23 protein-coding genes are annotated in these 26,987 nt (G+C 74.0%); all 23 read left to right on the forward strand.

Going from position 1 to position 26,987, the window contains the following annotated elements; genetic code table 11:
- A complete protein-coding gene (gene dinB, locus DE149_RS07815; protein WP_113914284.1) occupies window positions 1–1,296 on the forward strand; it encodes a DNA polymerase IV in 1,296 nt (431 codons plus the stop codon).
- 133 nt (window positions 1,297–1,429) lie between these two features.
- Window positions 1,430–1,816 (forward strand): DUF3040 domain-containing protein, encoded by a 387-nt coding sequence (locus DE149_RS07820; RefSeq protein WP_012750919.1) that lies wholly within the window; start codon window positions 1,430–1,432, stop codon window positions 1,814–1,816.
- Between the two features lie 322 nt (window positions 1,817–2,138).
- A complete protein-coding gene (gene mraZ, locus DE149_RS07825; protein WP_002854575.1) occupies window positions 2,139–2,570 on the forward strand; it encodes a division/cell wall cluster transcriptional repressor MraZ in 432 nt (143 codons plus the stop codon).
- A 142-nt stretch (window positions 2,571–2,712) separates the two neighbouring features.
- A complete protein-coding gene (gene rsmH / locus DE149_RS07830) occupies window positions 2,713–3,708 on the forward strand; it encodes a 16S rRNA (cytosine(1402)-N(4))-methyltransferase RsmH (RefSeq protein WP_113914285.1) in 996 nt (331 codons plus the stop codon).
- 20 nt (window positions 3,709–3,728) lie between these two features.
- The gene (locus DE149_RS07835; RefSeq protein WP_230297511.1) at window positions 3,729–4,298 is read left to right on the forward strand and encodes a hypothetical protein; all 570 of its coding nucleotides are present in this window, start codon (window positions 3,729–3,731) and stop codon (window positions 4,296–4,298) included.
- 68 nt (window positions 4,299–4,366) lie between these two features.
- Window positions 4,367–6,121, forward strand: a complete 1,755-nt coding sequence (locus tag DE149_RS07840; protein ID WP_233490727.1) for a penicillin-binding protein 2 — start codon at window positions 4,367–4,369, stop codon at window positions 6,119–6,121.
- 38 nt (window positions 6,122–6,159) lie between these two features.
- Entirely contained in the window at window positions 6,160–7,917 is a 1,758-nt protein-coding gene (locus DE149_RS07845; protein WP_113914287.1) for a Mur ligase family protein, read from the forward strand.
- Window positions 7,914–9,428 carry a UDP-N-acetylmuramoyl-tripeptide--D-alanyl-D-alanine ligase gene (murF, locus tag DE149_RS07850; RefSeq protein ID WP_113914288.1) on the forward strand — a complete coding sequence of 505 codons (1,515 nt, stop codon included), beginning with the start codon at window positions 7,914–7,916 and terminating at the stop codon, window positions 9,426–9,428. The genes DE149_RS07845 and murF overlap by 4 nt, the downstream gene beginning before the upstream one ends.
- Window positions 9,425–10,552: a phospho-N-acetylmuramoyl-pentapeptide-transferase gene (gene mraY / locus DE149_RS07855; protein ID WP_036314159.1), complete on the forward strand. Its 1,128-nt coding sequence runs from the start codon at window positions 9,425–9,427 to the stop codon at window positions 10,550–10,552. Before murF ends, mraY begins: the two co-directional genes overlap by 4 nt.
- The gene (gene murD, locus DE149_RS07860) at window positions 10,549–12,144 is read left to right on the forward strand and encodes a UDP-N-acetylmuramoyl-L-alanine--D-glutamate ligase (RefSeq protein ID WP_199489697.1); all 1,596 of its coding nucleotides are present in this window, start codon (window positions 10,549–10,551) and stop codon (window positions 12,142–12,144) included. Before mraY ends, murD begins: the two co-directional genes overlap by 4 nt.
- 44 nt (window positions 12,145–12,188) lie before the next feature.
- Window positions 12,189–13,481 (forward strand): putative lipid II flippase FtsW, encoded by a 1,293-nt coding sequence (gene ftsW / locus DE149_RS07865; RefSeq protein WP_113914289.1) that lies wholly within the window; start codon window positions 12,189–12,191, stop codon window positions 13,479–13,481.
- On the forward strand, window positions 13,478–14,608 hold the full coding sequence (gene murG, locus DE149_RS07870; RefSeq protein ID WP_113914290.1) for an undecaprenyldiphospho-muramoylpentapeptide beta-N-acetylglucosaminyltransferase: 1,131 nt from the start codon (window positions 13,478–13,480) through the stop codon (window positions 14,606–14,608). Before ftsW ends, murG begins: the two co-directional genes overlap by 4 nt.
- A complete protein-coding gene (gene murC, locus DE149_RS07875) occupies window positions 14,605–16,092 on the forward strand; it encodes a UDP-N-acetylmuramate--L-alanine ligase (protein WP_036314167.1) in 1,488 nt (495 codons plus the stop codon). The genes murG and murC overlap by 4 nt, the downstream gene beginning before the upstream one ends.
- 53 nt (window positions 16,093–16,145) lie before the next feature.
- Window positions 16,146–16,874: a cell division protein FtsQ/DivIB gene (locus DE149_RS07880; protein WP_199489698.1), complete on the forward strand. Its 729-nt coding sequence runs from the start codon at window positions 16,146–16,148 to the stop codon at window positions 16,872–16,874.
- Window positions 16,875–17,191: 317 nt separating this feature from the next.
- Window positions 17,192–18,409 (forward strand): cell division protein FtsZ, encoded by a 1,218-nt coding sequence (ftsZ, locus tag DE149_RS07885; RefSeq protein ID WP_036314171.1) that lies wholly within the window; start codon window positions 17,192–17,194, stop codon window positions 18,407–18,409.
- On the forward strand, window positions 18,406–19,227 hold the full coding sequence (locus DE149_RS07890; RefSeq protein ID WP_113914291.1) for a polyphenol oxidase family protein: 822 nt from the start codon (window positions 18,406–18,408) through the stop codon (window positions 19,225–19,227). Before ftsZ ends, DE149_RS07890 begins: the two co-directional genes overlap by 4 nt.
- Entirely contained in the window at window positions 19,224–20,012 is a 789-nt protein-coding gene (locus DE149_RS07895; RefSeq protein ID WP_113914292.1) for a YggS family pyridoxal phosphate-dependent enzyme, read from the forward strand. Before DE149_RS07890 ends, DE149_RS07895 begins: the two co-directional genes overlap by 4 nt.
- Window positions 20,013–20,123: 111 nt before the next feature.
- Window positions 20,124–20,756: a cell division protein SepF gene (gene sepF, locus DE149_RS07900; RefSeq protein ID WP_113914293.1), complete on the forward strand. Its 633-nt coding sequence runs from the start codon at window positions 20,124–20,126 to the stop codon at window positions 20,754–20,756.
- A 7-nt stretch (window positions 20,757–20,763) separates the two neighbouring features.
- Window positions 20,764–21,060 (forward strand): YggT family protein, encoded by a 297-nt coding sequence (locus DE149_RS07905; protein ID WP_113914294.1) that lies wholly within the window; start codon window positions 20,764–20,766, stop codon window positions 21,058–21,060.
- A 139-nt stretch (window positions 21,061–21,199) separates the two neighbouring features.
- Window positions 21,200–21,787 carry a DivIVA domain-containing protein gene (locus tag DE149_RS07910; RefSeq protein WP_113914295.1) on the forward strand — a complete coding sequence of 196 codons (588 nt, stop codon included), beginning with the start codon at window positions 21,200–21,202 and terminating at the stop codon, window positions 21,785–21,787.
- Window positions 21,788–21,843: 56 nt separating this feature from the next.
- A complete protein-coding gene (gene lspA / locus DE149_RS07915) occupies window positions 21,844–22,314 on the forward strand; it encodes a signal peptidase II (RefSeq protein ID WP_036314214.1) in 471 nt (156 codons plus the stop codon).
- A 4-nt stretch (window positions 22,315–22,318) separates the two neighbouring features.
- The gene (locus DE149_RS07920) at window positions 22,319–23,281 is read left to right on the forward strand and encodes an RluA family pseudouridine synthase (RefSeq protein WP_080772536.1); all 963 of its coding nucleotides are present in this window, start codon (window positions 22,319–22,321) and stop codon (window positions 23,279–23,281) included.
- A gap of 107 nt (window positions 23,282–23,388) precedes the next feature.
- A complete protein-coding gene (gene dnaE / locus DE149_RS07925) occupies window positions 23,389–26,985 on the forward strand; it encodes a DNA polymerase III subunit alpha (protein WP_036314184.1) in 3,597 nt (1,198 codons plus the stop codon).
- Window positions 26,986–26,987: the final 2 nt, after the last annotated feature.

Here is a 26,987-nt window from a genome sequence, read left to right on the forward strand (position 1 = left end):
ATGTCCGAGACCGCGCCCGCTGCACCCCGCGATGAGGCGACGATCCTGCACGTGGACATGGACGCGTTCTTCCTGTCCGTCGAGCTGCGCGAACAGCCCGACCTCGAGGGGCGTCCCGCCGCCGTCGCCGCCCCGAGCGGCCGGTCCGTGGTGCTCTCCGCCTCGTACGCGGCGCGGGCCTACGGGGTCCGCTCGGCGATGCCCCTGGCGCACGCCCGCGCCCTGTGCCCGCCCCTCGTGGTCATCCCGCCGCGCCAGCAGCTCTACCGGGCCGTCTCCGCCGAGGTGATGGCCGTGCTCGCGGACGTGACCCCCGTGATGGAGCAGCTCAGCGTGGACGAGGCGTTCCTCGACGTCGCCGGCGCCCGCCGCCGGCTCGGCCCGCCCAAGCACATCGGCCACCTGATCCGGGAGCGCGTCCGCTCCGAGCTGGGGCTGCCGTGCACCGTGGGCGGCTCGGCCGTGAAGTTCGTGGCCAAGACGGCGTCCACCGCGGCCAAGCCAGACGGCCTGCTGATCGTGCCGCCGGAGCGCACCCTGGACTTCCTCCATCCGCTGCCCGTGGGCCGGCTGTGGGGCGTGGGCCCCAAGGCGGCCGAGCGGCTCGCCCGGCGGGGGGTGGCGACCATCGGCGACCTCGCCCGGGTGGACCCCGCGCGGCTGGAGGCGTCGTTCGGGGCCGCCGGCCGGGAGTGGGCGTCGCTCGCCCGGGGCATCGACCCGCGCCCCGTCGCCCCGCGCCCGGCGGCCCGCAGCATCGGCGCGGACCACACCTTCGACGTCGACCCCGTCGACGTCGCGGGCGTCGACCCGGAGGTCCTGCGCCTGTGTCACCGGGTCGCGGCCCGGCTGCGCGCGGAGGGGGTCACCGCCGGCGCGGTCACGGTCCGCCTCAAGGCGCCGGACGGGTCGGTCCGCAGCCGCACCGCCCGCCTCGCCCGGCCGACCGCCACGGGCCACGACCTCCTCGGCCCGGCGCGGCGGCTCGTCCGCGAGCTGCACGCCGAACGGCCGCATCCGATCCGGCTCGTGGGCGTGCGCGCCGAGCGCCTCGGGGGCGAGGCCGATCAGCCTCCGGCCCAGGAGGCGCTCTTCGGCGGTCCCGCCTGGGGGACGGAGGGCGAGGCGTCGGAGGCGGGCGACTGGGCCGGTGCCGAGGCCGCCCTGGACGCCGTCGCCCGGCGCTTCCCGACGGCGGCCGTGCGGCCGGCGTCGCTGCTGGGTCGCCGCGAGGCCCGCGCCGACGCCCGCCGGGACGCGCCGCGGCCGGGCCCCGGAGGCCCGGACCGGGAGTGAGGGGTTCCGGGGCCGGCGACGTCGCCACCTGGCTAGGGTGGGGCGGCAGGTCCTATCCTGGAGGGCAAGTCGGACGCGCGGGCGTCCCCTCCCGGTCCCGGAGGTGTCGGAGGCCGCGTTCGAAGGAGTCGCCATGCCCCTCTCAGAGCATGAGCAGCGGATGCTGGACCAGCTGGAGCAGCAGCTGCGCACCGAGGACCCCCGGCTGGCCACCCAGATGGCGGACACGGGGCGGCATCGGCTGCCCGTGGGTCGCGTCGTGGCCGGGGCCGTCCTCGCCGTGGTCGGGCTGCTCGTCGTGGTCCTCGGGGTCGCCAACCACGCGATCCTCCTGGGCGTGCTCGGCGTCGTCGTCATCGGGGCCGGCATCTTCCTGCTGACCACGCGGCCGCGCGCTGTCGCCTCCGGGGCCTCGGGCCCGGAGGCCCGCCGGTCGGGCGCACCGCGACGGCAGGGAGGCGGCGACTTCATGGGCCGCCTCGAGCGGCGCTGGGACGAGCGGCGCGCCGGAGGCGACTGAGCGCCTGGCCCGCCGTGCCCCCACTATCCTCCACTCCAGGCCCCGATCCGCTCCGGATCGGGGCCTTTCCGCTGCCCGAGGCTCCGTCGTCGCCGCGGCCCTCCACCGGGGCCCACCGGTCCTCCACGTCCCTCCACGGCGACGCCGGCCCCGGGACCCGCGGGATGGCGCGCCGGACTCGGGGGGCCTCGACACGCCCGTGGCGCCGGGACCCGCGTCCGGGGTTGATGGTGGAGGGAAGTGGGGTAATGTGGAGGGAAGGAGAGAGCATGGGTCCCGACCTTGGTCGGGAGGGACCGCTTGACGAGCCAGGGGGTCTGCCGTGTTCTTGGGCACGTACACCCCCCGGCTCGACGAGAAGTCCCGGCTGATCCTCCCCGCCAAGTTCCGCGAGGAGCTGGCGGAGGGGCTGGTCCTGACCCGGGGTCAGGAGCGCTGCATCTACGTGTTCAGCGCTCGTGAGTTCGAGCGGGTCCACGAGCAGATGAGGTCGGCTCCACTGTCCTCCCGCCAGGCCCGTGACTACATCCGCGTCTTCCTCTCGGGGGCGTCGGACGAGGTCCCGGACAAGCAGGGTCGGGTGACCGTGCCGGCGCCGCTGCGACAGTACGCGGGGCTGGACCGGGACGTGACCGTGATCGGCGCGGGGACGCGAGTGGAGATCTGGGACTCGGAGTCCTGGAACACCTACCTCGCCGAGCAGGAAGCCGCCTTCTCCGAGACCGACGAGGACGTCCTGCCCGGCGTCTTCTGACCATGACCACCCGACCTCGAGCGAGACCTCCAGCCGACGCCGCCGCACCTGACCCGTCTTCCCCTGGGCCAGGCGCGGCGGCGGACGGATGGGGATCCCGCCCGAGGTCCGCCAGGACCGCGATGTGAGCAGGAGGTCGAGAGTGGACGCAGGCCAGCCGCGCCCCGAGGACCGCCACCTGCCCGTGATGCGGGACCGCGTCGTCGACCTCCTCGCCCCCGCCGTCCAGGCCGCGCTCGAGGCCGGCCGCACGCCCGTCGCCGTCGACGGCACGCTGGGCATGGGCGGGCACACCGAGGCCCTGCTGACCCGGTTCCCCCACCTGCGCGTCATCGGCATCGACCGCGACGTCCACGCCCAGGCCATGGCCGTCGAGCGCCTCGGCCCCCTCGCCGAGCGCCTGATCCCCTTCCACGGCACCTACGACCGGGTGCCCGAGGCCATGGCCGCCGCGGGCGTCACGAAGGTCGACGCCGCGCTCTACGACCTCGGCGTGTCCTCCTACCAGCTGGACGACCGGGAGCGCGGCTTCGCCTACTCCTACGACGCTCCGCTGGACATGCGCATGGACGACACCGCCGAGCGCTCCGCCGCGACGCTCGTGGCGGAGCTGGACGAGCAGGAGCTGCGCCGCATCATCCGTCGCGACGGCGAGGAGCGCTTCGCCGGCCCCATCGCACGGGCCATCGTCCGGGCCCGCGACGAGGCCCCCATCGAGACCACCGGCCGCCTCGTCGAGGTGATCCGCTCGGCCGTCCCCATCGCCGCGGGGGCCACCGGCGGGCACCCGGCCAAGCGCACCTTCCAGGCCCTGCGCATCGCCGTGAACGAGGAGCTCGACATCCTCGACGCCGCCGTGCCCGCCATCCTCGACGCCCTCCACGTGGGCGGGCGCCTCGTGGTGATGAGCTACCACTCCCTCGAAGACCGCATCACGAAGCGGCACCTGAGCGCGTGGGCCACGTCCACGGCGCCCCCGGGGTTCCCAGTGGTGCTGGAGGAGCACGAACCCGTGGTGCGGGTGCTCACCCGCGGCACCGAGAAGCCCACCGAAGAAGAAATCTCCGAGAACCGTCGCGCCTCCTCCGCGAGAGTGCGTGCGGTTGAGAAGATCAGGACGTCCAGGACCACGGCATGACGCTGCACGAGGAGATGAGCATGGCCGCACACGCACGGATCGCAGAGTCGCTGCGCCCCGGGTCGACCCCCGTCGCCCCTGCGCGGCCGACTCCGCAGGAGCGCACGCCGCTCTCGGTGGTGCCCGCCCCGCTGCCCCGATCCCGCTCCGGGGTGACCGTGCTGTGCGTCCTCGTGGTGCTCGCCGCGCTCGCGGCGGTGCTCGTCATGAACATCACGATGTCCAACCGGCAGTACGCCCTCCTGGACCTGCGCCAGGAGCAGCAGGCCGTCACCGAGACCAATGAGCGGCTGGCCGAACAGGTGGGCCACCTCGAGGCGCCGCAGAACCTGGCCGCGCGCGCCGACGCCCTCGGGATGGTCGCCCCCGCCGGCACCGCCTCCGTGGACGCGGGCACGGGCCAGTTCAGCGGCGAGGCCCAGGCGGCCCAGGACGGCGACATCTCCGCCACCTACGTCGCGCCGCCGGCGGACGCGGACGCGGTCCGCCAGGGGACGGCCGGCGACGGCCAGGACGAGATCGAGGGACCGCGCACCCTCGGCGGCGAGGACGCCTCCGCCGCCCCCGACCAGGACGCCGCCGACCGTTGATCGACCGTCCCGCCTCGCACCTTCCCCGCGGCGGATCGACGGTCGGGCCCGCTCCCGGGCACCCCGCCGTGCGCACCCGCATCCTTCTCCTGCTCGTCTTCGTCCTGCTCGGCGGGCTCGCACTGCGGCTCGTCTACGTGCAGGGCATCGACCCCACGGGGCAGGCCGCGGCGGCCATGGACCAGCGCCTGACACACCAGGAGACCCTGCCGCAGCGCGGGTCCATCCTGGACCGCGACGGCGACGTGCTGGCCGCCAGCGTGCGCCGCTACGACATCGTCGTGGACCAGCGCCTCGTCAAGGACTTCAACGAATGGGACCGCGAGGCCCGGGAGACCGTGCTGGTGGACGTGGACTCCCGCCTGGCCAGCCTGGCCGAGGTGCTCGGCATGTCGGAGGAGGAGGTGCGCGAGGCCACCATCGGCTCCAGCCCGTACGCCGTGGTGCGTCGCTCCGTGACCCCGGAGGTGCGGGACAAGGCCATGGCGCTCAACGTGCCGGGCCTGCTCTCCGAGGCGGTGGACCGCCGCACCTACCCGAACGGGTCGGTCGCCGGCAGCATCATCGGCTTCATGGGCGGTGACGGCACCGCCCTCGAGGGCCTCGAGCTCAGCCAGGACGACGTCATGACCGGCACCCCGGGCACCCGCACGTTCGAGGTGGGCGCAGACGGCATCCGCATCCCCAACGCCCCGCTCGAGGAGGTTCCGGCCGTGGACGGCGCCGACCTGCGCCTGACCGTGGACAAGGACGCCCAGTGGTTCGCGCAGGAGACCCTCGGCGCCCTCGCCGCCGAGTACGAGGCGGAGTGGGCGAACGCCGTCGTGATGGACGTGAAGACGGGCGACGTGATCGTCATGGCGGACTCCACCACGGTGGACCCCGCCGACCCCGACGCCACCGAGGGGAACTTCCGCACCTCCACCGTGATGAGCACGCCGTACGAGCCGGGCTCCACGGGCAAGGCGCTGCCGATCGCGGCGGCCGTCGACGCCGGGAAGGTCACCGCCACGGACGGCTTCACCGTCCCCAGCAGCCAGGACTTCGACGGGCAGACCATTCGGGACTTCTCCCCGCACCCGACGTTCGACATGACCGTCGCAGGCATCTACGCGCGCTCCTACAACACGGGAACGGTGCAGATCGCCGAGAAGATCACGGACGAGCAGCGTTACGAGTACATGCGCTCCTTCGGGGTCGGCCAGCCCATCGACCTCGGCCTGCCGCAGCAGGCGGGCAGCGTGCTCGTCCCGCCCGAGCAGTGGGACGGCCGCCAGCGCCTGACCACGGCCTTCGGTCAGGGCTACACCCAGACCACCCTGCACACCGCCCAGATGTACCAGGCCCTCGCCAACGGCGGCGTGCTGATCCCGGCCCGGCTGATCGACGCCACGGTGGACGGCGACGGCGCGGAGAAGCGCTGGGAGTCGTCCGCGGAGCCCCACCGCGTGGTCTCCGAGGAGACGGCGGCGCAGATGCTCCGCATGATGGAGACCGTCGTGACGCAGGGCACCAGCAAGGCCGCCGCGATCCCCGGGTATCGCGTGGGCGGCAAGTCCTCCACCGCCGAGGCCGCGAGCGACACCGGCACGTACGACGGCTACAACTTCGGCTTCACCGCCGTCGCCCCGCTCGACGACCCCCGCTTCGTGGTGTCCGTGTCCATGCATCGGCCGCCGTCGAAGCAGGGCTCCCGGGACGTGTCCATCGCGGCCGCCACGATCATGGAGTACATGCTCCGCCAGGCGGACGTGCCCGCCACCGGAGCCGAGCCGAACGACTACCGCGTCTTCGTGGACGATCCACAGGACCGGCCGTGGTGACCCACGCCTCCGGCCCCGAGCACCCCAGGAGCACCCCCATGACCACCCCGAGTGACCCCCCTGCTCCGCTGACCCCGGCCCAGCAGGACGCCGCCTTCCGGCCCTCCCACACCCCCGCCACGCCCTGGCCCGCCCTCGCACAGGCGCTGGCCGGGGCGGGGATCGCGGCCCACGTCCACGGCGCGGCCCCGGCCGACGGCGTCACGGGGGTCAGCCTCGACTCGCGTGTCGTGCGCCCGGGCGACCTCTACGTCGCCGTCCCGGGGGCGCGCGCCCACGGCGCGGCGTTCGCGGCCACGGCGCTGGAGGCCGGCGCCGTCGGCGTCCTGACGGACGCGGCGGGCCGCGCGCTCCTGGCGGAGCAGGGCCTGGCCGACGTCCCGGTGCTCGAGGTCGACGCCGTGCGCACCGCCGCTGGCACCGTGGCGGCCCGCGTCTACGGCGGCGGGGGCGACGCCGGCCCGCGCCTGCTCGGCGTGACCGGCACCAACGGCAAGACCACCACGAGCTTCCTCGCCGCCGCCCTGCTCGAGGCCCTGGGGCGCCGGTCGGGCATCGTGGGCACGATCCTGATCCGCGCGGGGGAGCGGGAGGTCCCCTCCACGCTCACCACGCCCGAGGCCACCCAGCTGCACGCCCTCATGGCGCTCATGCGCGAGGAGGAGGTGGACACCGCCGTCATGGAGGTCTCCTCCCACGCCGTGGCGTACCAGCGGATCGCCGGCCTGCGCTACGCGGTGGCCGGGTTCACCAACCTGACCCAGGACCACCTGGACATGCACGGCTCGATGCAGGAGTACTTCGCGGCCAAGGCCGGTCTGTTCGACCCCGCCCGCACCGACCACGCCGTCATCACGCTCGACGGCGGCGAGGGACCCCGCTGGGGCGTCGCCATGGCCCGGGCCGCCGGCGTTCCCGTCACCACGCTCGCCCTCGGGCCGGCCGCGCCGACGCCGGGCGCCCTGGCCGAACATGACCCCGGCCTCCGGGCGGACTGGGAGGTCGCCGAGCTCGCGCCGGACGGCCTCGGCCACCGCTTCACGCTGCGCCACGCGGCCACGGGCCGGGAGCTGCGGGCCTCCGTCGGTCTGCCGGGCCGCTTCAACGTGGCCAACGCGGCCCTCGCGGTCCTGCTCGTGCTGCACGCCGTTGGGGAGGAGCACCTGGACGCGCTCGCCGCCGTCCTGGACGTGCCCGCGGGCGAGGGCCCTCTGGCCGCCGCCGTCCCGGGGCGGATGGAGGTCGTGGGCCGCGAGCCGGACGCCGTCGTCGACTTCGCGCACAACCCGGACGGCATGGTCCAGGCGCTGCGCTCCCTCGCCGACGCCCGGGCGTCGGCGGGGACGCGCGGCCGCACCCTGATCGTGTTCGGCTCCGCCGGCGACCGCGACCGTGACAAGCGGCCCGTGATGGGCGCGATCGCGGCCCGGGCGGCGGATGTGGTGATCGTCACCGACGACACCCCCCACTCGGAGGATCCGGCCCCGATCCGCGCCCACATCCTCGCCGGCGCCCGCGCCGAGGCCGACCGCATCGCGCGGGAGGAGGGCCGCACGGTCGTGATCGAGGAGGTGGCCGACCGTGCGGCGGCCATCCGCCGCGCCGTGGAGCTGGCGGGGCCGCAGGACGGCATCCTCCTGGCCGGCCGCGGGCACGAGACCACGATGGACTACGACGGCGAGCTCGTCCCGCTGGACGACCGGGTGGCCCTGCGCGAGGCCCTGGCCGCCCGTGTCGCGGCGGCCTCCGCCTCGGGCTCCGGCCCCGCCCGCGAGGGTAAGGTCATCGAGTCATGATCGCTCTCACCGCAGCCCAGATCGCCGAGGCCGTGTCCGGCACGCTCTCGGCCACCCTCGACCCCGCCACCGTGCTGGTGCACGTCACCCCCGACTCGCGGGAGGTCACCGCCGAGGGCACGCTCTACGTGGCGAAGCCGGGGGAGCGCGCCGACGGCCACGACTTCATCGACGCCGCGCTGGGCGCCGGCGCCGCCGCTGTGCTCGCCGAGCGCGCCACGCACGCCCCCGACGGCGCCGCGCACCCGGCGATCCTCGTTCCGGACGCCGTGCTCGCGATGGGCGCGCTCGCCCGGGAGGTCGTGCGCCGCGTCCGGGAGCACTCCCCGACCACCGTCATCGGCATCACCGGCTCGGCCGGCAAGACCACCACGAAGGACCTGCTCGCCGCGCTGCTGGCCACCCAGGGCCCCACCGTCGCACCGGTCGGCTCGTACAACGGCGAGGTCGGCGTGCCGCTCACGGTGTTCCGGGCGGAGCTGGACACGCGCTTCCTCGTGGTCGAGATGGGCGCGGACCACGTCGGCAACATCGCGTACCTCTGCGACATCGTGCGCCCGGACATCGGCGTCGTGCTCATGGTGGGCACCGCCCACGCGGGCAGCTTCGGCGGCGTGGCGAACATCGCGCGCACCAAGGGCGAGCTCGTGGAGGCCCTCGGCCCCGACGGCGTCGCCGTCCTCAACCTCGACGACGAGCGTGTCGCCGGCATGGCGGCGCGGGCCGCCGCCCCGATCACCTGGATCACCGCGGACGAGCGGGGCGTCGCCCGCGCGGCCGAGGACGTGGCCGCCGGCCGCGCGTCGGACCTCGTCGCCGCACGGGACGTGCGCGCCGACGACCAGGAGCGCCCCGTCTTCGACCTGCAGGTCGGGACGGATGAGGCCGCCGTGCGGCACCCGGTCGCCTCCGGACTGACCGGCCTGCACCACGTGCACAACGTGCTGGCCGCCGCCGCGGCCGCCCACGCCGCCGGCATGGACCCGGCCGAGATCGCCCGTGGTCTCGACGGGCTCGGGCCCGCCAGCCGCTTCCGGATGGAGCGCACCGACCGCGCGGACGGCGTCACGATCATCAACGACGCGTACAACGCCAACCCCGAGTCCATGCGCGCCGCGCTGCGGACGCTGGCCACCCTCGGCCGCTCCAGCGGCCGCCGCACCTGGGCCGTCCTGGGGGAGATGCTCGAGCTCGGCGATGCCCGCGTCCGTGAGCACACCCTCGTGGGCGAGTCCGTGGTGCGCCTGAACATCGCCCAGCTGCTGGTGGTGGGCGCCGGAGCCCGGCCGCTCTACATCGGCGCCCTCAACGAGGGCAGCTGGGGCGAGGAGGCGCACTTCGTCGACGACGCCGCGCAGGCCGAGGCGTTCCTCGCCGAGCACCTGCGCCCCGGCGACCTCGTCCTCGTCAAGTCCTCCAACGGCGTCGGGCTCGCGGCCCTCGGCGAGCGCCTCGCCACGGCCGACGCCGTCGCCGCCCCCTCCGCCTCCCCGAAGGAGTCCCGACCGTGATCGGACTGCTCATCGGCGGCGTGCTCGGCCTGGTCCTCTCGGCCGTCGGCACCCCGCTGTTCATCAGGTTCCTCGTCAAGCGCGGATACGGCCAGTTCGTCCGCGACGACGGCCCGACCACCCACAAGACCAAGCGCGGCACGCCCACGATGGGCGGCGCGGTCATCATCGGCTCCATGGTGCTGGCGTACCTGATCACCCACGGGCTGCTCGCGGTGTTCGGCGTCGACTTCGGCGGGCCCACGGCCTCCGGCCTGATCCTGCTGCTGCTCACGGTGGGCATGGCCTTCGTCGGTTTCGTGGACGACTTCACGAAGATCACGAAGCAGCGCTCGCTCGGCCTGACGCCGCGCGGCAAGATCATCCTCCAGGCCCTGATCGGCACCGCCTTCGCGGTCCTCGCCCTGAACTTCCCGGACGAGCGGGGCCTGACCCCCGCCTCGACGGCGATCTCCTTCGCCCGGGACATCCCGTGGCTCGACCTGGCCTTCGCCGGACCCGCGATCGGCGTCATCCTGTTCGTGATCTGGTCGAACCTCATCACCACCGCCACCACGAACGCCGTGAACCTCACGGATGGCCTCGACGGGCTAGCCACGGGCGCCACCGCCATGATCACGGGCGCCTACGTCCTGATATCGCTCTTCCAGTCGAGCCAGTCCTGCGCGCTCGAGGGCACCCGCGGCTGCTACGAGGTCCGCGACCCCATGGACCTCGCCCTGCTCGCGGCGATCCTCACGGGCAGCCTGCTGGGCTTCCTCTGGTGGAACACCTCCCCGGCCAAGATCTTCATGGGGGACACCGGCTCCCTGGGCCTGGGCGGCGCCCTGGCCGGCTTCGCGATCTTCACGCGCACCGAGATCCTGGTGGCCGTGCTGGCCGGCCTCATGGTCGCGATCACCCTCTCCGTCATCATCCAGGTGGGCTGGTTCAAGGTCTCCGGCGGCAAGCGCGTGTTCCTCATGGCGCCGCTGCAGCACCACTTCGAGCTCAAGGGCTGGGCCGAGGTGACCGTCGTGGTCCGCTTCTGGCTGCTGTCCCTGATGTGCGTCACCGTGGGGCTCGCGATCTTCTACGGCGACTGGCTCATCCGCCAGGGCGGCCTCGCGGGGGTGACCCCGTGACCGGCCCCGCGTCCGACGCCGCGCCCGCACCGGTGCGCCGGCCCCGCGCCGACACCGCCCGCACCGCCGACCTCACGTCCTGGGACGCCCCGGGGTGGGCCGGCCTGCGCGTCGTCGTCACGGGCCTGGGCGTCACCGGCTTCTCCGTGGCCGACACCCTGGCCGAGCTGGGCGCCGCCGTCGTGGTGGTGGACGGCGACGACGGCCCGGAGAACCGGGCGCGCGCCGAGACCCTGCGGATCGTGGGGGTCCGCGAGGTCCTGCTCGACCGGGCGGCCACGCAGGCGCTGCCCGAGGTCGACGGCGCCGCCGCGGACCTCGTCGTGACCTCCCCGGGCTGGCGGCCGGACCAGCCGCTGCTGATGGCCGCCCACGCGGCGGGCCTGCCGATCTGGTCCGACGTCGAACTGGCCTGGCGGCTGCGCGAGCGCGCCGGGCGGAAGACCGCCGACTGGGTGTGCCTGACGGGCACGAACGGCAAGACGACCACCGTGACGATGGTCGAGGCCATCCTGCGGGCGGACGGCCGTCGGGCGGTGGCCTGCGGCAACGTCGGCACCCCCGTGCTCGACGCGATCCGCGACCCGGAGGGCTTCGACGTGCTCGCCCTCGAGCTCTCCAGCTTCCAGCTGCACTGGACGCACGGCCTGGCCCCGGCCTCGTCCGCGGTGCTGAACCTCGCCGAGGACCACGTGGACTGGCACGGCTCGATGGACGAGTACGCCGCCGCCAAGGGCAAGGTGTATGCGAACACGCGGGTGGCCTGCGTGTTCAACGAGCAGGACCCGCTGACCCGCACCCTCGTGGAACGCGCGGACGTCCAGGAGGGCTGCCGCGCGATCGGCTTCACCACGGACACCCCGGGCCTGTCCGACATCGGCGTCGTGGACGGGATCCTCGTGGACCGTGCGTTCCTGGACAACCGGCGTCACGAGGCGATCGCCCTGGCCGAGCGCGCCGACCTGGGCCCGGTGGCGCCGCGCCACACCATGGCCAACGCGGCCGCCGCGGCGGCGCTGACCCGGGCCGTCGGGGTGAGCCCCGCGGCCGTGGCCGAGGGCCTGCGCGTCTACGACCGCGGCGAGCACCGCATCCAGCTCGTGGCCACCTCCCGCGACGTCATGTGGGTCAACGACTCCAAGGCGACGAACCCGCACGCCGCGGACGCGTCGCTGGCGGCGTTCAGCTCCGTGGTGTGGCTGGCCGGCGGCCTACCCAAGGGCGTGACCTATCACGAGCTGGTGGCCGCGCACGCCGACCGGCTCCGCGCGGTGGTGCTCCTGGGCAGGGACACCTCGGCCCTGCGCGCGGCCCTGGCCGCGCACGCCCCCGAGGTCCCCGTCCACGCCCCCCTCACCGCGGCCGACGGCACCGGCCCCGCCGACGGTGCGGCCGTGATGGCCGAGGCGGTGCGCGTGGCCGACGGCCTGGCCCGCCCCGGCGACACCGTGCTCATGGCGCCCGCCGCGGCGTCGATGGACCAGTTCCGCTCCTACGCGGCCCGCGGCGAGGCGTTCATCGAGGCCGTCGCCGGGCTGATGCGCGAGCACGGCTGGGACGTGCACGACGACGCCGCGCCCGACGCCGACTGACCCGCCGCCCACCCGACCGTCTCGCTTCCCCCGTGAGGAGGGCCATGTCCCCGATCGAGCTCCGCCCGGTCCGCCCCCGCGCGGACGACGACGCCCCCGAGCATCGGGAGCGGCTCCTGCGCCGGATGTGGCGGGTCCTCGAGGGTCGCCGCGCCCTCGACCTGTCGGTCCTGCTCATCAGCGGCTGCACCGCCCTGCTCACGGTGCTGGGCCTCGTGATGGTGCTCTCCTCGTCCTCCGTCGAGGCGATCGGCACCGGCGGCGGCTCGTACGCCCTGTTCCTGCGCCAGACCGCCTGGGCGGTGGCGGGCGTGGCGGCCCTGCTCGTGTTCTCGCGCCTGCCGGTGCGCGTCTTCAAGGCGCTCGCCTGGCCGGCGTTCGGCGTGGCCGTGATCCTGCTCGCGCTGGTCGCGTTCTCCCCGCTCGGCGTCACCGTGGGTGGCAATCGCAACTGGCTCGGCATCGGCGGGTTCCGGATGCAGCCCTCCGAGGCCGCCAAGCTCGCCCTGGCCCTGTGGGCGGCGGCGGTCCTGGAGCGCAAGCACCGCCTCGTCACCCAGGTGCGGCACGCGCTGATCCCGGTGCTGCCCGGCGGCCTGTTGCTGCTGGTCCTGGTGATGGCGGGCAGCGACCTCGGGACCGCGATCATCCTCGCGCTCGTGCTGGCCACGGTGCTGTACGTGGCCGGCACCCACTGGGGGGTCTTCCTCACCTTCCTGGCGCTGAGCATGCTGGGCATCCTGGCCCTGACCCTCCTCGCCCCGCACCGCATGGTCCGGGTGCAGGCCTGGATGGGGGACTGCTCCGACGCCACCGACCCCTGCTTCCAGCCGGCGCACGGGATGTACGCCCTGGCCTCGGGCGGCTGGTGGGGCGCGGGCCTCGGCCAGTCCCGCCAGAAGTGGAGCTACATCCCGGAGGCCGAGAACGACTTCATCTTCACCATCCTCGGCGAAGAGCTCGGGCTCGTGGGCACGCTGGTGGTGCTGCTGGCCTACCTCGGCCTGGCGATCGGCATCTACCGCGTCGCCGCCGGGACCACGTCCACGTTCATCCGCCTGTCCACGTGGGGGATCCTGGCCTGGCTGGTGGGCCAGGCGGCCGTCAACATCGCGATGGTCTCCGGGATCATCCCCGTGGTGGGCGTCCCCCTGCCCTTCATCTCCTATGGTGGTTCCGCGCTCACCCTGTCCTTGAGCGCGGTCGGCATCGTGCTGGCCTTCGCCCGTCACGAGCGCCGCCGTGCCGCGCAGCCGGACGCCCGCCCGCAGGCGGACGAGCCGGACACCGACCCCCTCCCCGTGATCCCCACCCCCGCCCTCCAGGAGCCCCGATGACGCAGACCTCTCATCCCTCCGGACCCCTGCGGGTGGTGCTGGCCGGCGGCGGCACCGCCGGCCACATCTCCCCGATGCTCGCGATCGCCCGCGCCCTGGAGGACGACGGCGGCGGCCCCGTCGAGTGCACCATGGTCGGCACCGCCTCCGGCATGGAGACGCGTCTCGTCCCCGAGGCGGGCTACGAGCTCGACCTGATCGACCGGGTCCCGATGCCGCGCCGCCCGTCGATGGACGTCGTCCGCTTCCCGGCCCGCTTGCGCGCCGCGGTCGCCACGGCGGCCCGGATCCTGCGGGACCGGCGCGCCGACGTCGTCGTGGGCGTGGGCGGCTACGTCGCCACCCCCGTGTACCTCGCCGCGTTCCGGGCCGGTGTGCCCGTGGTGGTCCACGAGGCCAACGCCCGCCCCGGCCTGGCCAACCGCATCGGCGCCCTGCGGGCCACGCACGTCGGCACCGCCCTGCCGGACACCCGCCTCCGCGGCGCCCGCTGGGTGGGCATGCCGATGCGCCCCGAGATCTCCGGCCTGGACCGGGCGGCCGCCCGCCGTGCCGCCCGTGAGGCCCTCGGCCTGGACCCGGACCGGACCACCGTCGTGGTGACCGGCGGCAGCTCGGGTGCGCTGGCCGTGAACCGCACCGTGCGCGCCGCGCTGGGCGACCTCCTGGACGCCGGTCTGCAGGTGTTCCACCTGACCGGGCGGGACAAGGCCCTCACCGAGGACGACGGCAGCCTGCTGGTCCGGGACGGCTACGTCCAGCGGGAGTACTTGGCGGGCATGGAGCAGGCCTACGCCGCCGCCGACCTGATCGTGGCCCGCTCGGGCGCCGGCACGGTCTGCGAGGTGTCCGCGGTCGGCCTGCCCGCCGTCTACGTCCCCCTGCCCATCGGCAACGGCGAGCAGGCGCTCAACGCCCGCCCCGTGGTGGAGGCGGAGGGCGCGCTGCTCGTCCGAGACGACGCCTTCGGGCGCGCGTGGGTGCAGCGTCAGCTGATCCCGTTGGCGACCGACCCCGAGCGTCTCGCGCGCATGGGGGAGGCGGCCGCCCGCTTCGGCGTCCGGGATGCGGACGTCACCATGGCCGGCCTCGTGCGCTCGGCCGCCCAGGAAGGAGCCCGGCGATGAGCCGCGACGAGAGCACCCGTCCCGCGGCCGAGGGCCGCTTCGCCGACCTGGGCCGCGTGCACCTGCTGGGGATCGGCGGTGTCGGCGTGTCGGGGGTCGCCCGCATCCTGCAGGAGCAAGGCGTCGCGGTGTCCGGCTCCGACGCGAAGGACCTGCCCGTGATGCGCGAGCTCGCCGCGGGCGGTGCCCGGATCACGGTCGGCTACGATGCCGCGCATCTCGGCCGGGACGTCACCACGGTGATCGCCTCCTCGATCGCCGGGCCGGGCAACCCGGAGCACGACGCCGCCGTGGCGCGCGGACTGCGCGTGCTGCACCGTTCCGAGGGCCTCGCCCTGGCCATGCGCGGCCACCGGGTGCTGGCCGTCGCCGGCACGCACGGGAAGACCACCACGTCCTCCATGGCCGCCATGGCCTTCTCCGACGCCGGCTGGGACCCCACGTTCGCGGTCGGCGCCGCCGTCGCCGGGCTCGGCACCAACGCCCGGGCGGGCCGGGGCGAGTGGTTCATCGCGGAGGCCGACGAGTCCGACGGCACCCTGGTGAACTACCCGAGCACGATCGGGATCGTCACGACCGTGGAGGCCGACCACCTGGACCACTACGGGACCGAGGAGGCGGTGCACCAGGTCTTCCGGGACTTCGCGGGCGGGCTGCCGGCCGCCGCCCAGGGCGGGGTCCTCGTGGCCTGCCTCGACGACGCCGGCGCGGCGGACCTGGCCGCCTGGGCACGGGAGCACGCGGCCGCCGACGTCGTGACCTACGGCTCGGCGCCCCGTGACGGCGTGGCGCCGGACCTGCTGGTCACCGACCTCGCGGTGGAGCCGGGCGAGACCGGAGTGGGCCAGCGCGCCACGTTCCGGATGGCGGGCGGCCCGGAGCGCACCCTGCATCTGCAGGTGCCCGGCCGGCACAACGCGCTGAACGCCGCCGCCGTGGTCCTGGCCGCCGTCCGGGCGGGCATGGCCTTCGAGGCCGCCGTGCGGGGCGTGGAGGCCTTCCGGGGCACGGCCCGCCGCTTCGAGTTCCGCGGCGCCGCGCGCGGCGTGCGGGTCTTCGACGACTACGCGCACCATCCCACGGAGGTGGCCGCCGCGGTCTCCGCCGGCCGTGCCGTGGCCGGCGACGCCCGCGTGCACGTCCTGTTCCAGCCCCACCTGTTCTCCCGCACCCGGGACTTCGCCGCCGAGTTCGCCGCCGCCCTCTCCGGGGCGGACGCGGTGCGCGTGCTGCCCGTGTACGCGGCTCGGGAGGAGCCGATGCCCGGCGTCGACTCGTCCCTCATCGCCTCCCGCCTCACCACGGGCGCCGCCGAGGACCGTGTCGTCGCCGAGGACCGCGCCGAGGCGGTGCGCTCGCTCGCGGCGGGCGCCACGGCCGGCGACGTCGTCCTGACGATGGGCGCGGGGGACGTCACCGCCTTGGGTGCGGACCTGCTGGCCGAGCTCGGTCGGGACGCGGCGCCCGGCGTCGCCCACCCGTGAGGCTCGGCCGCGGGACGCCGCCGGTCGCACCAGCCGGGGCCGACGCCTCCACCGTGGTCCGATTCCCGGGCCGCACCGCGCGCCGGCGCCGCGCCACCCGCTGGGGTGTGGCGGCCGCGGTGCTCGCGGTGCTGGGCGCCCTGGGCTGGGTCGTGTTCTTCTCGCCCGTGCTCGCGGTGGACCGCGTCGAGGTCACCGGCACCCGCCATGTCTCCGCCACCGACGTCCAGGAGCGCCTGGAACCCGTGTCCGGCGTGCCGCTGTCCCGCGTCGGCGCCGGCCGCGTGCGCGAGCTGGTCGGCGGTCTGCCCGGGGTGGCCGAGGTCGAGACCGCGCCCCGCCTGCCCACCGGCCTGGAGGTCGTGGTCCGGGAGCATGAGACGCGGGCCCGGCGGGACGGTGACGACGGCGCGCAGCTGCTGCTCGCGGACGGCACCGTCCTGACGAGAGTGCCGGAGGAGCGGCTCGAGGGCGAGGACCTCCCCGCGTTCTCGGAGGAGCTGGCGCAGCGGGCGCAGGAGGAGCGTGCCGAGGTGGCCGAGGTGCTGGCCGCCCTGCCGGAGGCCGTGGCCGATCGTGTCGAGACCGCCGACTCCCGGGGCCCGGGCCAGGTCTATCTGGCGCTCGAGGGCGGGGTGATCCTGGTCTGGGGCGACGCGCAGGACGCCGGCCTCAAGGGGTCCGTGGCCGAGGCGTTCCTGGCGGACGAGCGGCACGGGTCCGCGGCGGGCGGCGTCGCCGAGATCGACGTCTCCGTGCCCACGCGGCCGATCACGCGCTGAACCGGGGCCACAGGAGTCTCCAGTAGAACGTGAAGGTGAAGGTCGGGGCGCCTGGTCTCGTGCGAGTCGGGGTGTCCTCACCGCGGCGGCTGCTCCTTCGAGTCTCACGTGAAAGTTGATGCGGGAGCCGTCTTTTCCGCGTGGACACGCCGTTTTCTTTTGCACGTGACGCGGGCCTCCCAGTACGGTGGACCCGAACGCGCGCGAGGCTCGCTTCACGCTGTGCTTGAAGGTGTCCACCCCGGGTGGCCGCCGATCATCGGGGCGATGTGCCTCGCGCGGACCTCTCGAGATCTCGAACAAAGGGAACCAACACCGTGGCTGCACCCCAGAACTACCTGGCCGTCATCAAGGTCGTCGGCATCGGCGGCGGCGGCGTGAACGCCGTGAACCGCATGATCGAGGTGGGGCTCCGCGGCGTGGAGTTCATCGCCATCAACACGGACGCCCAGGCGCTGTTGATGTCGGACGCGGACGTGAAGCTGGACGTGGGCCGCGAGCTCACCCGTGGACTCGGCGCGGGCGCGAACCCCGAGGTGGGCCGCCAGGCCGCCGAGGACCACGCGGAGGAGATCGAGGAGGTCCTGCGGGGCGCGGACATGGTGTTCGTGACCGCGGGCGAGGGCGGCGGCACCGGCACCGGCGGGGCGCCCGTCGTGGCCCGCATCGCGCGCTCGCTCGGCGCCCTGACCATCGGCGTCGTGACCCGTCCGTTTACGTTCGAGGGCCGCCGTCGCGCCGGCTCCGCCGAGGCGGGCATCGACGCCCTGCGGGACGAGGTCGACACCCTCATCGTGATCCCGAACGACCGGCTGCTGTCCATCTCGGACCGCAACGTCTCGGTCATGGACGCCTTCCGTCAGGCGGACCAGGTGCTCCTCTCCGGCGTCCAGGGCATCACCGACCTGATCACCACCCCGGGCCTGATCAACCTCGACTTCGCGGACGTGAAGTCCGTGATGCAGGGCGCGGGCTCCGCGCTCATGGGCATCGGCCACGCGCAGGGCGAGGACCGCGCCGTCAAGGCGGCCGAGCTGGCGATCGCCTCGCCGCTGCTCGAGGCCTCCATCGACGGCGCGTACGGTGTGCTGCTCTCCATCCAGGGCGGCTCCGACCTCGGCCTCTTCGAGATCAACGAGGCCGCGCGACTGGTCCAGGAGGTCGCCCACCCGGAGGCCAACATCATCTTCGGCGCGGTCATCGACGACGCCCTCGGCGACGAGGTGCGCGTGACCGTGATCGCCGCGGGCTTCGACAAGGTGGACGTCACCTCCGCCCCGGCCGCCCCGCAGGCCGTGCAGCAGCAGGCGGCCCCGCAGCGGGCCGCGGCCCCCGCGCAGCCGCAGCCCGCCGCCCAGCCGCAGCCCGCCGCCCCGGCCCAGCCGCAGCAGGCCGAGCGCCCCGCCGTGCGCGGCACCGTGCCGCTGGCCCCGCAGGAGCAGCAGCCGCGCCGCCAGCAGGACCTGCCCACCGTGGTGGAGCCGGACCTCGGCGCCGGGTCCTCGGACCTGGACGTCCCGGACTTCCTCAAGTGACGGCCGCGGAGGGGCCGGCCGGGACCGCACGGGTCCCCGCCGGCCCCTTCGTGCACCGCGAGACCGTCCGCACCGCGACGGGCGCCGTGCACGTGGCCTGGACGTCCGTGGCCGCCGGCAACCTCGCGCTGCACGTGGTCCCGCCGGACGAGGCCGAGCGACTCGCGCGTGTCAGCGCCGCCCGTCGCGCCCTGGAGCGCGTGATGGGGGTCCCCGAGGACGCCACGCTCTATCTGGACCAGGTGCACTCGGCCGACGTCGTGTGGGCGGACGGACCCGGGCGCGGCGGTGCCTCGGCCCCCGTGGCCGACGCCGCCGTGAGCCGTGACGGGTCCCGTCCGCTGGCCGTCATGGTGGCCGACTGCCTCCCCGTGGTCTTCGTCGACGAGACGACCGGCGCGACCGCCGTGGCCCACGCCGGGCGGCGCGGGCTGCTGGACGGCGTCCTGGAGGCGACCGTCGATCGGCTGCTCTCCTTGCGCCCGGAGACCGACCGGACCGGTCCCGGCCTGCGCGCCTGGATCGGCCCCGGCGTGTGCGGCCGCTGCTATGAGGTGCCCGCCGCCCTGCGCGCCGAGGCCGCCGCCCGCCTCCCGGCGACCGCGGCCACCACGTCCTGGGGCACCCCCGCCCTCGACCTGCCCGCCGGCGCCGCACAGGTCCTCCGCGCCCGCGGGGTGACCACCGCGACGATCGACGCGTGCACGCGCGAGGACGAACGCCTGTTCTCGCACCGCCGGGCGCCCGGTGAGGGCCGGTTCGCCGGCCTCGTCTGGCGCACCGACCCCGACGCCACCACCCCGAGAGGAGAGGCATGACCGCCCCCGCCACCGCCGGGCCGACCCCCACGGACCCCCGCGCCCGGGAGATCGCCGACGCGCTCGCCGCGGTGCGCGCCCGCATCGCCGACGCCGCGCGGGACGCCGGGCGCGAGGCGGAGCCCGCGCTCGTCGTCGTGACCAAGACCCACCCCGCCGACGACGTCGTGCGCCTCGCCGCGCTCGGCGTGACCGACGTGGGGGAGAACCGCGACCAGGAGGCCCGGCCCAAGGCCGAGGCCGTCGCCGCGGCCCTGGGGGCGGACGCCCCGCGCTGGCACTTCGTGGGCCAGCTGCAGACCAACAAGGCCAAGTACGTGGTGCGCTACGCGTCCGTGGTGGAGTCGGTGGACCGACCCGAACTGGCCGAGGCGCTCTCGCGGGCGCTCCTGCTGCGGCGCGAGCGCGAGCCCGAGGCCGCGATCCCCGACCTGGAGTGCCTCGTGCAGGTGGACGTCGACGACCGCGCCGACGAGGACCGTCCCGAGGGGATCGGCCCGCGCGGCGGCGCCCGTCCCGAGGACGTCCCCGCCCTCGCGGACGTCATCGCAGGCCTGCCGGGCCTGCGGCTGGGCGGGCTGATGTGCGTGGCACCGCGCGGCCTGGACCCGGAGCACGCGTTCCGCCGCCTTGCCGCACTCGGCGCGCGCCTGCGGCAGACGCATCCGGAGGCCACCGCACTGTCCATGGGGATGAGCGCGGACCTCGAGGCGGCCGTGCGCGCCGGGGCGACACAGGTGCGCATCGGCTCCGACGTTCTGGGGGCCCGGGACGCGGTGGGCTAACGTTGACCCCGCGCGTCCCGGCGGGACGCGACAGGACCGTGCGGACGAACGCGCACCGACGACGAACGACGGCGGCCCCCCGGGGCCGGAGGACGTGGTGAAGGAAGACTCATGGCTGGCGCCCTGAAGAAGACGATGATCTACCTCGGCCTGGCCGACGGCGACGAGTACGACGAGCAGCCGCGTGCGGCCGAGCGGGAGGCCGCGCCCCGACACGAGGTCGTCGAGGCGCGCCGCCCCGCGGAGCCGGACACCGACCCCCACATGGAGGGCGTCCGCCCGGCTGCGGTCCGCGACCCCGAGCCGGCCGAGCGGCCGGAGCCCGTGACCCCGTCCGGCTCCACCGCGGCCGATCACGTCGAACCCCGGCGTCCGGCGCGTCCCGAGCCGGTCGACCCGGGCTACCGGGCCCCGGTGACCCCCATCAAGCGAGCCGCAGCGTCGTCTGCCGAAGGAGCCTCCGTGCACACCCTCTCCACCGTCCACCCCCGCTCCTACAACGATGCGAAGGCGATCGGCGAGGCCTTCCGCTCCGGCGTCCCCGTGATCATGAACGTGACCGACCTCGGTGAGAACGAGGCCAAGCGCCTCGTGGACTTCGCGGCCGGCCTCGTCTTCGGCCTGCACGGCTCGATCTCCCGCATCACCAGCAAGGTGTTCCTGCTGACCCCGGCCACCGTGGACGTCGTCGGCGCCGAGCAGGGCGAGCCCGGCGAGACCGACTCCCCGTTCGACGGCGACTGAGGCGCCCATGCAGCTGCTCCTCGCCCTCGCCTACATCGCCCTGACGGTGGTGCTCGCGGCACTGACCGTGCGGATCGTCCTGGACGTCACGCAGTCGTTCGCCCGCCATTGGCGCCCCACCGGGGCGGCCCTCATGCTGGCCAGCGGCGTGTACGGGGCCACCGATCCGTTGCTGCGCCCCGTGCGTCGTGCCGTGCCGCCGGTGAATCTGGGTGGCATCGGCCTGGACGTGGCCTTCCTCATCGTGTTCCTCGGCGTCGTCCTGCTGCGGGTCCTGGTGCTGAGCCTGGCCGGCGTGGCCTGACCCGCGGCCCGGGGCGGCTGTCGGCCCCGGTGGTAGTCTTCGCGGCAGGGTCGGCGCCGCCCCTCACCGGCGCGCCGACCGCCGACGCGCCGGGCCGCCCGGCCGTCCCCGAGCACCGAGCAGAGAGCGAGACGGTTCCATGGCGCTGTCCTGGGAAGACGTGGTCAACAAGCAGTTCCAGCCCACGAAGTTCCGCGAGGGCTACGACCAGACCGAGGTGGATGACTTCCTCGACGAGATCGTGGCGGAGTTCAAGCGCCTGATCGCCCTCAACGAGCAGCTCGAGTCCGAGAACGCGGAGCTGCGCGCCGGCGGCGCCGCCCCGGCCGCCGGCCCCGCTGCGGACACCCCGGAGGCCGCCGCGACGCCGGCCTCCGTCGAGGAGGCGGCCCCGGCCGCCGCCGACGCGGCCGCGACCTCCGCCGCCGGCGTCCTGGCCATGGCCCAGCGGCTGCATGACGAGCACGTCGCCGCGGGCGAGCAGCGCAGCACCGAGCTCGTCGCCGAGGCCGAGGCCACCGCGGCCCGGCTCGTCAGCGACGCCGAGGAACAGAAGGCCCGCACCCTCGAGGCCCTGGCCGTGGAGAAGGCCGGCCTGGAGGGCGAGGTCGAACAGCTGCGCAGCTTCGAGACCGACTACCGCAGCCGCCTCACCTCCTACATCGAGGGCCAGCTGCGGGAGATCCGCGCCCAGAAGCGCGTCGAGCCCCCCACGCCCACGGCGTGAGTCGTGCCGTCGACGCCGCGCCGGCCCCGCGATCCCCTCGCGCGGGCCGGCGAGCCGTGCTCACCGCCCTCATCGTGGCGGTGCTGGCCTACGCCCTCGACCAGCTGACCAAGTACGCGGTCGAGAGCACGATGCAGCTGGGGGACTCCGTCGCGGTGATCCCCGGGGTGCTGCGCTGGCACTACATCCTGAACCCGGGCGCGGCCTTCTCCATCGGCGAGGACCACACCTGGGTGTTCACCATCATCCAAGCCGTGGTGGCGGTCGCCGCCCTCGTCGGGATCGCCCGCGTGCGCTCGACGCCGTGGGCCCTGGCGCTGGGCGGGCTCGCCGGCGGCGTGCTCGGCAACCTCACGGACCGGCTGTTCCGGCCCCCGGCGTTCGGGCGCGGCCACGTGGTCGACATGATCTCCGTGCCGCACTTCGCGATCTTCAACGTGGCGGACTCGTTCATCGTCTGCTCCGTCATCGGCGTCGCCCTGCTCGTGATGACCGGCCGCCGCCTGGACGGCACACGGGAGGCGTGAGGACATGGGCATGAGACCGGGACTGACCGAGCGGCTCGAGGTCACCGAGGCCGAGGCGGGCCGGAGGGTCGACGCGGTGCTCGCCGACGCGTTCGGCGTCTCCCGCTCGCTGCTGGCGGACTGGTTCTCCCGGGGCCTGGTGCGGGCCGAGTCGCGCTCCGGCCGCCGGGACCGCGTCCTGGCCAAGTCCGCGAAGGCCGTGGTGGGGGAGACCCTCGCCGTCGACGTCCCCGACGACCCCGACCCCCTGGAAGTGAGGGCAGAGCGCGTGGACGCGCTGAGCATCCTGTACGAGGACGAGGACCTGGTGGCCGTGGACAAGCCCACCGGCGTGGCCGCGCACCCCTCGCCGGGCTGGGTCGGGCCCACCGTGGTGGGCGCCCTGGCCGCCCTCGGCTACGACATCACCACCTCGGGCGCCCCTGAGCGCCAGGGGATCGTGCACCGGCTCGACGTCGGCACCACCGGGGTCATGGTCGTGGCCAAGACCGAGCGCGCCTACACGGCCATGAAGGACCAGTTCCGCGAGCGCGTGCCGGAGAAGGTCTACCACGCCGTGGTCCAGGGCATCCCGGACCCGCTGAGCGGCACCGTGGACGCGCCCATCGGGCGGCATCCCGGCCACCACTGGAAGTTCGCGGTGCTCGAGGACGGCCGGCCGTCCGTGACCCACTACGAGACGCTCGAGGTGTTCGGCCGGGCCACCCTGCTCGAGGTCCACCTGGAGACCGGGCGCACCCACCAGATCCGCGTGCACACCTCGGCGCTGCGCCACCCGTGCGTCGGCGACCTCACGTACGGGGCGGATCCGCGCCTGGCGGCCGAGCTCGGGCTGACCCGCCAGTGGCTGCACGCCCACCGCCTGGCGTTCCCGCACCCGGTCACGGGGGAGCCGGTGACGATCACCTCCCCGTATCCGGACGACCTCGCCCACGCCCTGGCGGCGCTGCGCGGCGACGAGGACTGAGCCTGCACCGTCGATGTGACCCCCGTCCCGGTCCGGCCCCGCCGCCCGGGCACCACGAGTAGGCTGGTGCGGCCCTGCCGTCCTCCCCGTCGAAAGGCCCACCCCGCATGACCGTGTCCGCCGACGCCCGCCCCGACGCCGTGAAGGACGGCGGCTTCGTCCACCTGCACACGCACACCGAGTACTCCATGCTCGACGGCGCCGCGAAGCTGGACGACCTGTTCGCCGAGGCCCAGCGGCTGGGCATGGACTCGCTGGCCATCACGGACCACGGCTACCTCTTCGGCGCCTACGACTTCTGGTCCAAGGCGACGGCGGCGGGCGTCAAGCCGATCATCGGGCTCGAGGCCTACGTGGCCCCCGGGCAGCAGCACCGCACGGACAAGGAGAAGACCCGCTGGGGCGAGCCCCACCAGCGGGGGGACGACGTGTCCGGCGGCGGTGCGTACACGCACATGACGCTGCTGAGCGAGACCACCGAGGGGATGCACAACCTGTTCCGGATGGGCTCGATCGCCTCGCTGGACTCGGTGTACGCCAAGTGGCCGCGGCTGGACCGGGAGCTGCTGAGCCAGTACTCGAAGGGCCTGATCGCCACCACGGGCTGCCCCTCCGGCGAGGTGCAGACGCGCCTGCGCCTGGGCCAGTACCGGGAGGCGATGCAGGCGGCCTCGGACTTCCGGGACATCTTCGGCAAGGACAACTACTACTGCGAGATCATGCACCACGGCCTCGACATCGAGCGCCGGGTGATGACGGACCTGCGCCGGCTCGCCAAGGACCTGGGCCTGCCGTTCGTGGCCACGAACGACCTGCACTACACCCACGAGCACGACGCCAAGGCGCACGAGGCGCTGCTGGCCCTGCAGTCGGGCTCGAAGCTCAACGAGCCCAGCTACGACCAGGGCGGCTCCCGCTTCGCGTTCTCCGGCACCGAGTACTACCTGAAGTCCCCGCGGCAGATGCGCGAGCTCTTCGCGGAGCTGCCCGAGGCCTGCGACAACACGCTGCTCATCGCCGAGCGGTGCGAGGTCGAGTTCGACACGAAGGCCAACTACATGCCGGTCTTCCCCACGCCGGAGGGCGAGGACGAGACCAGCTGGCTCATCAAGGAGGTCGCCTCCGGTCTGGCCTACCGCTACCCGGACGGCGTGCCGGACCACGTGCGCAAGCAGGCGGACTACGAGCTGGACGTCATCATCTCGATGGGCTTCCCCGGGTACTTCCTCGTCGTGGCCGACTTCATCAACTGGGCCAAGGAGAACGGCATCCGGGTGGGCCCGGGCCGCGGCTCGGGCGCCGGATCGATGGTGGCGTACGCGCTGCGCATCACGGACCTGGACCCGCTCAAGCACGGGCTGATCTTCGAGCGGTTCCTCAACCCGGACCGCGTGTCCATGCCCGACTTCGACGTCGACTTCGACGACCGCCGTCGCTCCGAGGTGATCGACTACGTCACCCGCAAGTACGGCGACGAGCGCGTCACCATGATCGTCACGTACGGCACCATCAAGACCAAGCAGGCCCTGAAGGACTCGGCCCGCGTGATGGACCAGCCCTTCTCGATGGGTGAGTCCCTCACCAAGGCGCTGCCGCCGGCGGTGATGGCCAAGGACATCCCGCTCAAGGACATCGAGGACCCCGCGGCCCCGCGCTACGGGGAGGCCGCGCCCTTCCGCGAGCTGATCGCCACGGACCCGGTGGCGAAGGAGGTCTTCGAGACCGCCAAGGGCCTCGAGGGCCTGAAGCGGCAGTGGGGCGTGCACGCGGCCGGCGTGATCATGTCCTCGGTGCCGGTGATCGACGTCATCCCGATCATGCGCCGCCTGCAGGACGGCCAGGTCATCACGCAGTTCGACTACCCGATGGCGGAGTCCCTGGGCCTGATCAAGATGGACTTCCTGGGGCTGCGCAACCTCACGATCATCTCGGACGCGCTCGAGAACGTGAAGGCGAACCAGGGCGTGGACCTGGACCTGGAGACCCTCGACGTGGACGACCCGGCGGCCTACGAGCTGCTGGCCCGCGGTGACACCCTCGGCGTGTTCCAGCTCGACGGCGGGCCCATGCGCTCGCTGCTGAAGATGATGCGCCCGGACAACTTCGAGGACATCTCGGCGACCATCGCCCTGTACCGCCCCGGCCCCATGGGCGCGAACTCGCACACCAACTACGCGCTGCGCAAGAACGGGCAGCAGGAGATCACCCCGATCCACCCGGAGCTGGAGGAGCCGCTGCGGGAGATCCTGGACACCACCTACGGCCTGATCGTGTATCAGGAGCAGGTCATGGCGATCGCCCAGAAGGTGGCGGGCTACTCGCTCGGCCAGGCCGACATCCTGCGCCGTGCGATGGGCAAGAAGAAGAAGTCGGAGCTGGACAAGCAGTACGAGGCGTTCCACCAGGGGATGCTGGACCGCGGCTACTCGGAGGCCGCGGTGAAGGCCCTGTGGGACATCCTGCTGCCCTTCTCGGACTACGCGTTCAACAAGGCGCACTCGGCCGCCTACGGCCTGGTCTCCTACTGGACGGCCTACCTCAAGGCGCACTACCCGGCGGAGTACATGGCCGCGCTGCTCACCTCGGTGGGCGACGACAAGGACAAGCTGGCCATGTACCTCAACGAGTGCCGCCACATGGGCATCACCGTGCTGCCCCCGGACGTGAACGAGTCCCACCTGACCTTCACCCCCGTCGGCCGGGACATCCGCTTCGGCATGGGCGCCGTCCGCAACGTGGGCGCCAACGTGGTCAAGGGCATGGTCCAGGGGCGCGAGGAGAAGGGCTCGTACACGGGCTTCGGCGACTTCCTGGCGAAGGTGCCGCTCGTGGTGTGCAACAAGCGCACCATCGAGTCCATGATCAAGGCCGGCGCCTTCGACTCCCTCGGCTACGCCCGCCGCGCCCTGCTGGCCGTGCACGAGGAGGCCGTGGACGCCACCGTGGCGCAGAAGCGCAAGGAGGACCACGGCGAGTTCACCTTCGACCTGTTCGCGCTCGGCGGCGGCGACGAGGACGACTCCGACGCCGCGGACGGCGTCGCCGTCCCGGACCTGCCGGAGTGGGCCAAGAAGGAGAAGCTCGCGTTCGAGCGCGAGATGCTGGGCCTGTACGTGTCCGACCATCCGCTGCAGGGCCTCGACGGCGTCCTGGCCCAGCACGCCGACGTCCAGATCACCCGCGTCCTCGACGACGACGGGCCCGCCGACGGCGCGATCGTCACCATCGCGGGCCTGATCACCACGCTCGAGCGCCGCATCGCCAAGTCCTCGGGCAACGCGTACGCGCGCTGCGAGATCGAGGACCTCGGCGGCTCGATGGACGTCATGTTCTTCGGCCAGGTGTACGCGCCCATTGCGATGATGCTGGCCGAAGACCTCGTCGTCGCCGTCAAGGGCAGGGTCCAGCGCCGCGACGACGGGTCGGTGTCCCTGTCGGCGATGGAGCTGACCATCCCGGAGCTCTCGGACGGCCCCGGCGGCCCCGTGCGGATCACGCTGCCGGCGTTCAAGGCCACGGAGCAGGTCATGGGCCAGCTGGCGGACGTGCTGCGCACCCATGAGGGCTCCTCGGAGGTGCGGCTGTCCCTGGTGGGCCAGCGTGCCACGCAGGAGTTCCAGCTGGGCCCGCAGTTCCGGGTGAGCCCGAACCCGGCGCTGTTCGGCGACCTCAAGATCCTGCTGGGTCCGGCCTGCCTCGGCTGAGC

This window comes from Micrococcus sp. KT16 (assembly GCF_003315015.1).
GTDB classification, from domain to species: domain Bacteria; phylum Actinomycetota; class Actinomycetes; order Actinomycetales; family Micrococcaceae; genus Micrococcus; species Micrococcus luteus.

Bases quoted from the DNA above. Each gene is read 5' to 3' on its own strand.
- dinB (WP_113914284.1), top strand. From the start codon at position 1: ATGTCCGAGACCGCGCCCGCTGCACCCCGCGATGAGGCGACGATCCTG.
- DE149_RS07820 (WP_012750919.1), top strand. From the start codon at position 1,430: ATGCCCCTCTCAGAGCATGAGCAGCGGATGCTGGACCAGCTGGAGCAG.
- DE149_RS07835 (WP_230297511.1), top strand. From the start codon at position 3,729: ATGGCCGCACACGCACGGATCGCAGAGTCGCTGCGCCCCGGGTCGACC.
- DE149_RS07845 (WP_113914287.1), top strand. From the start codon at position 6,160: ATGACCACCCCGAGTGACCCCCCTGCTCCGCTGACCCCGGCCCAGCAG.
- murF (WP_113914288.1), top strand. From the start codon at position 7,914: ATGATCGCTCTCACCGCAGCCCAGATCGCCGAGGCCGTGTCCGGCACG.
- ftsW (WP_113914289.1), top strand. From the start codon at position 12,189: ATGTCCCCGATCGAGCTCCGCCCGGTCCGCCCCCGCGCGGACGACGAC.
- murG (WP_113914290.1), top strand. From the start codon at position 13,478: ATGACGCAGACCTCTCATCCCTCCGGACCCCTGCGGGTGGTGCTGGCC.
- murC (WP_036314167.1), top strand. From the start codon at position 14,605: ATGAGCCGCGACGAGAGCACCCGTCCCGCGGCCGAGGGCCGCTTCGCC.
- DE149_RS07895 (WP_113914292.1), top strand. From the start codon at position 19,224: ATGACCGCCCCCGCCACCGCCGGGCCGACCCCCACGGACCCCCGCGCC.
- sepF (WP_113914293.1), top strand. From the start codon at position 20,124: ATGGCTGGCGCCCTGAAGAAGACGATGATCTACCTCGGCCTGGCCGAC.
- DE149_RS07905 (WP_113914294.1), top strand. From the start codon at position 20,764: ATGCAGCTGCTCCTCGCCCTCGCCTACATCGCCCTGACGGTGGTGCTC.
- DE149_RS07910 (WP_113914295.1), top strand. From the start codon at position 21,200: ATGGCGCTGTCCTGGGAAGACGTGGTCAACAAGCAGTTCCAGCCCACG.
- DE149_RS07920 (WP_080772536.1), top strand. From the start codon at position 22,319: ATGGGCATGAGACCGGGACTGACCGAGCGGCTCGAGGTCACCGAGGCC.
- dnaE (WP_036314184.1), top strand. From the start codon at position 23,389: ATGACCGTGTCCGCCGACGCCCGCCCCGACGCCGTGAAGGACGGCGGC.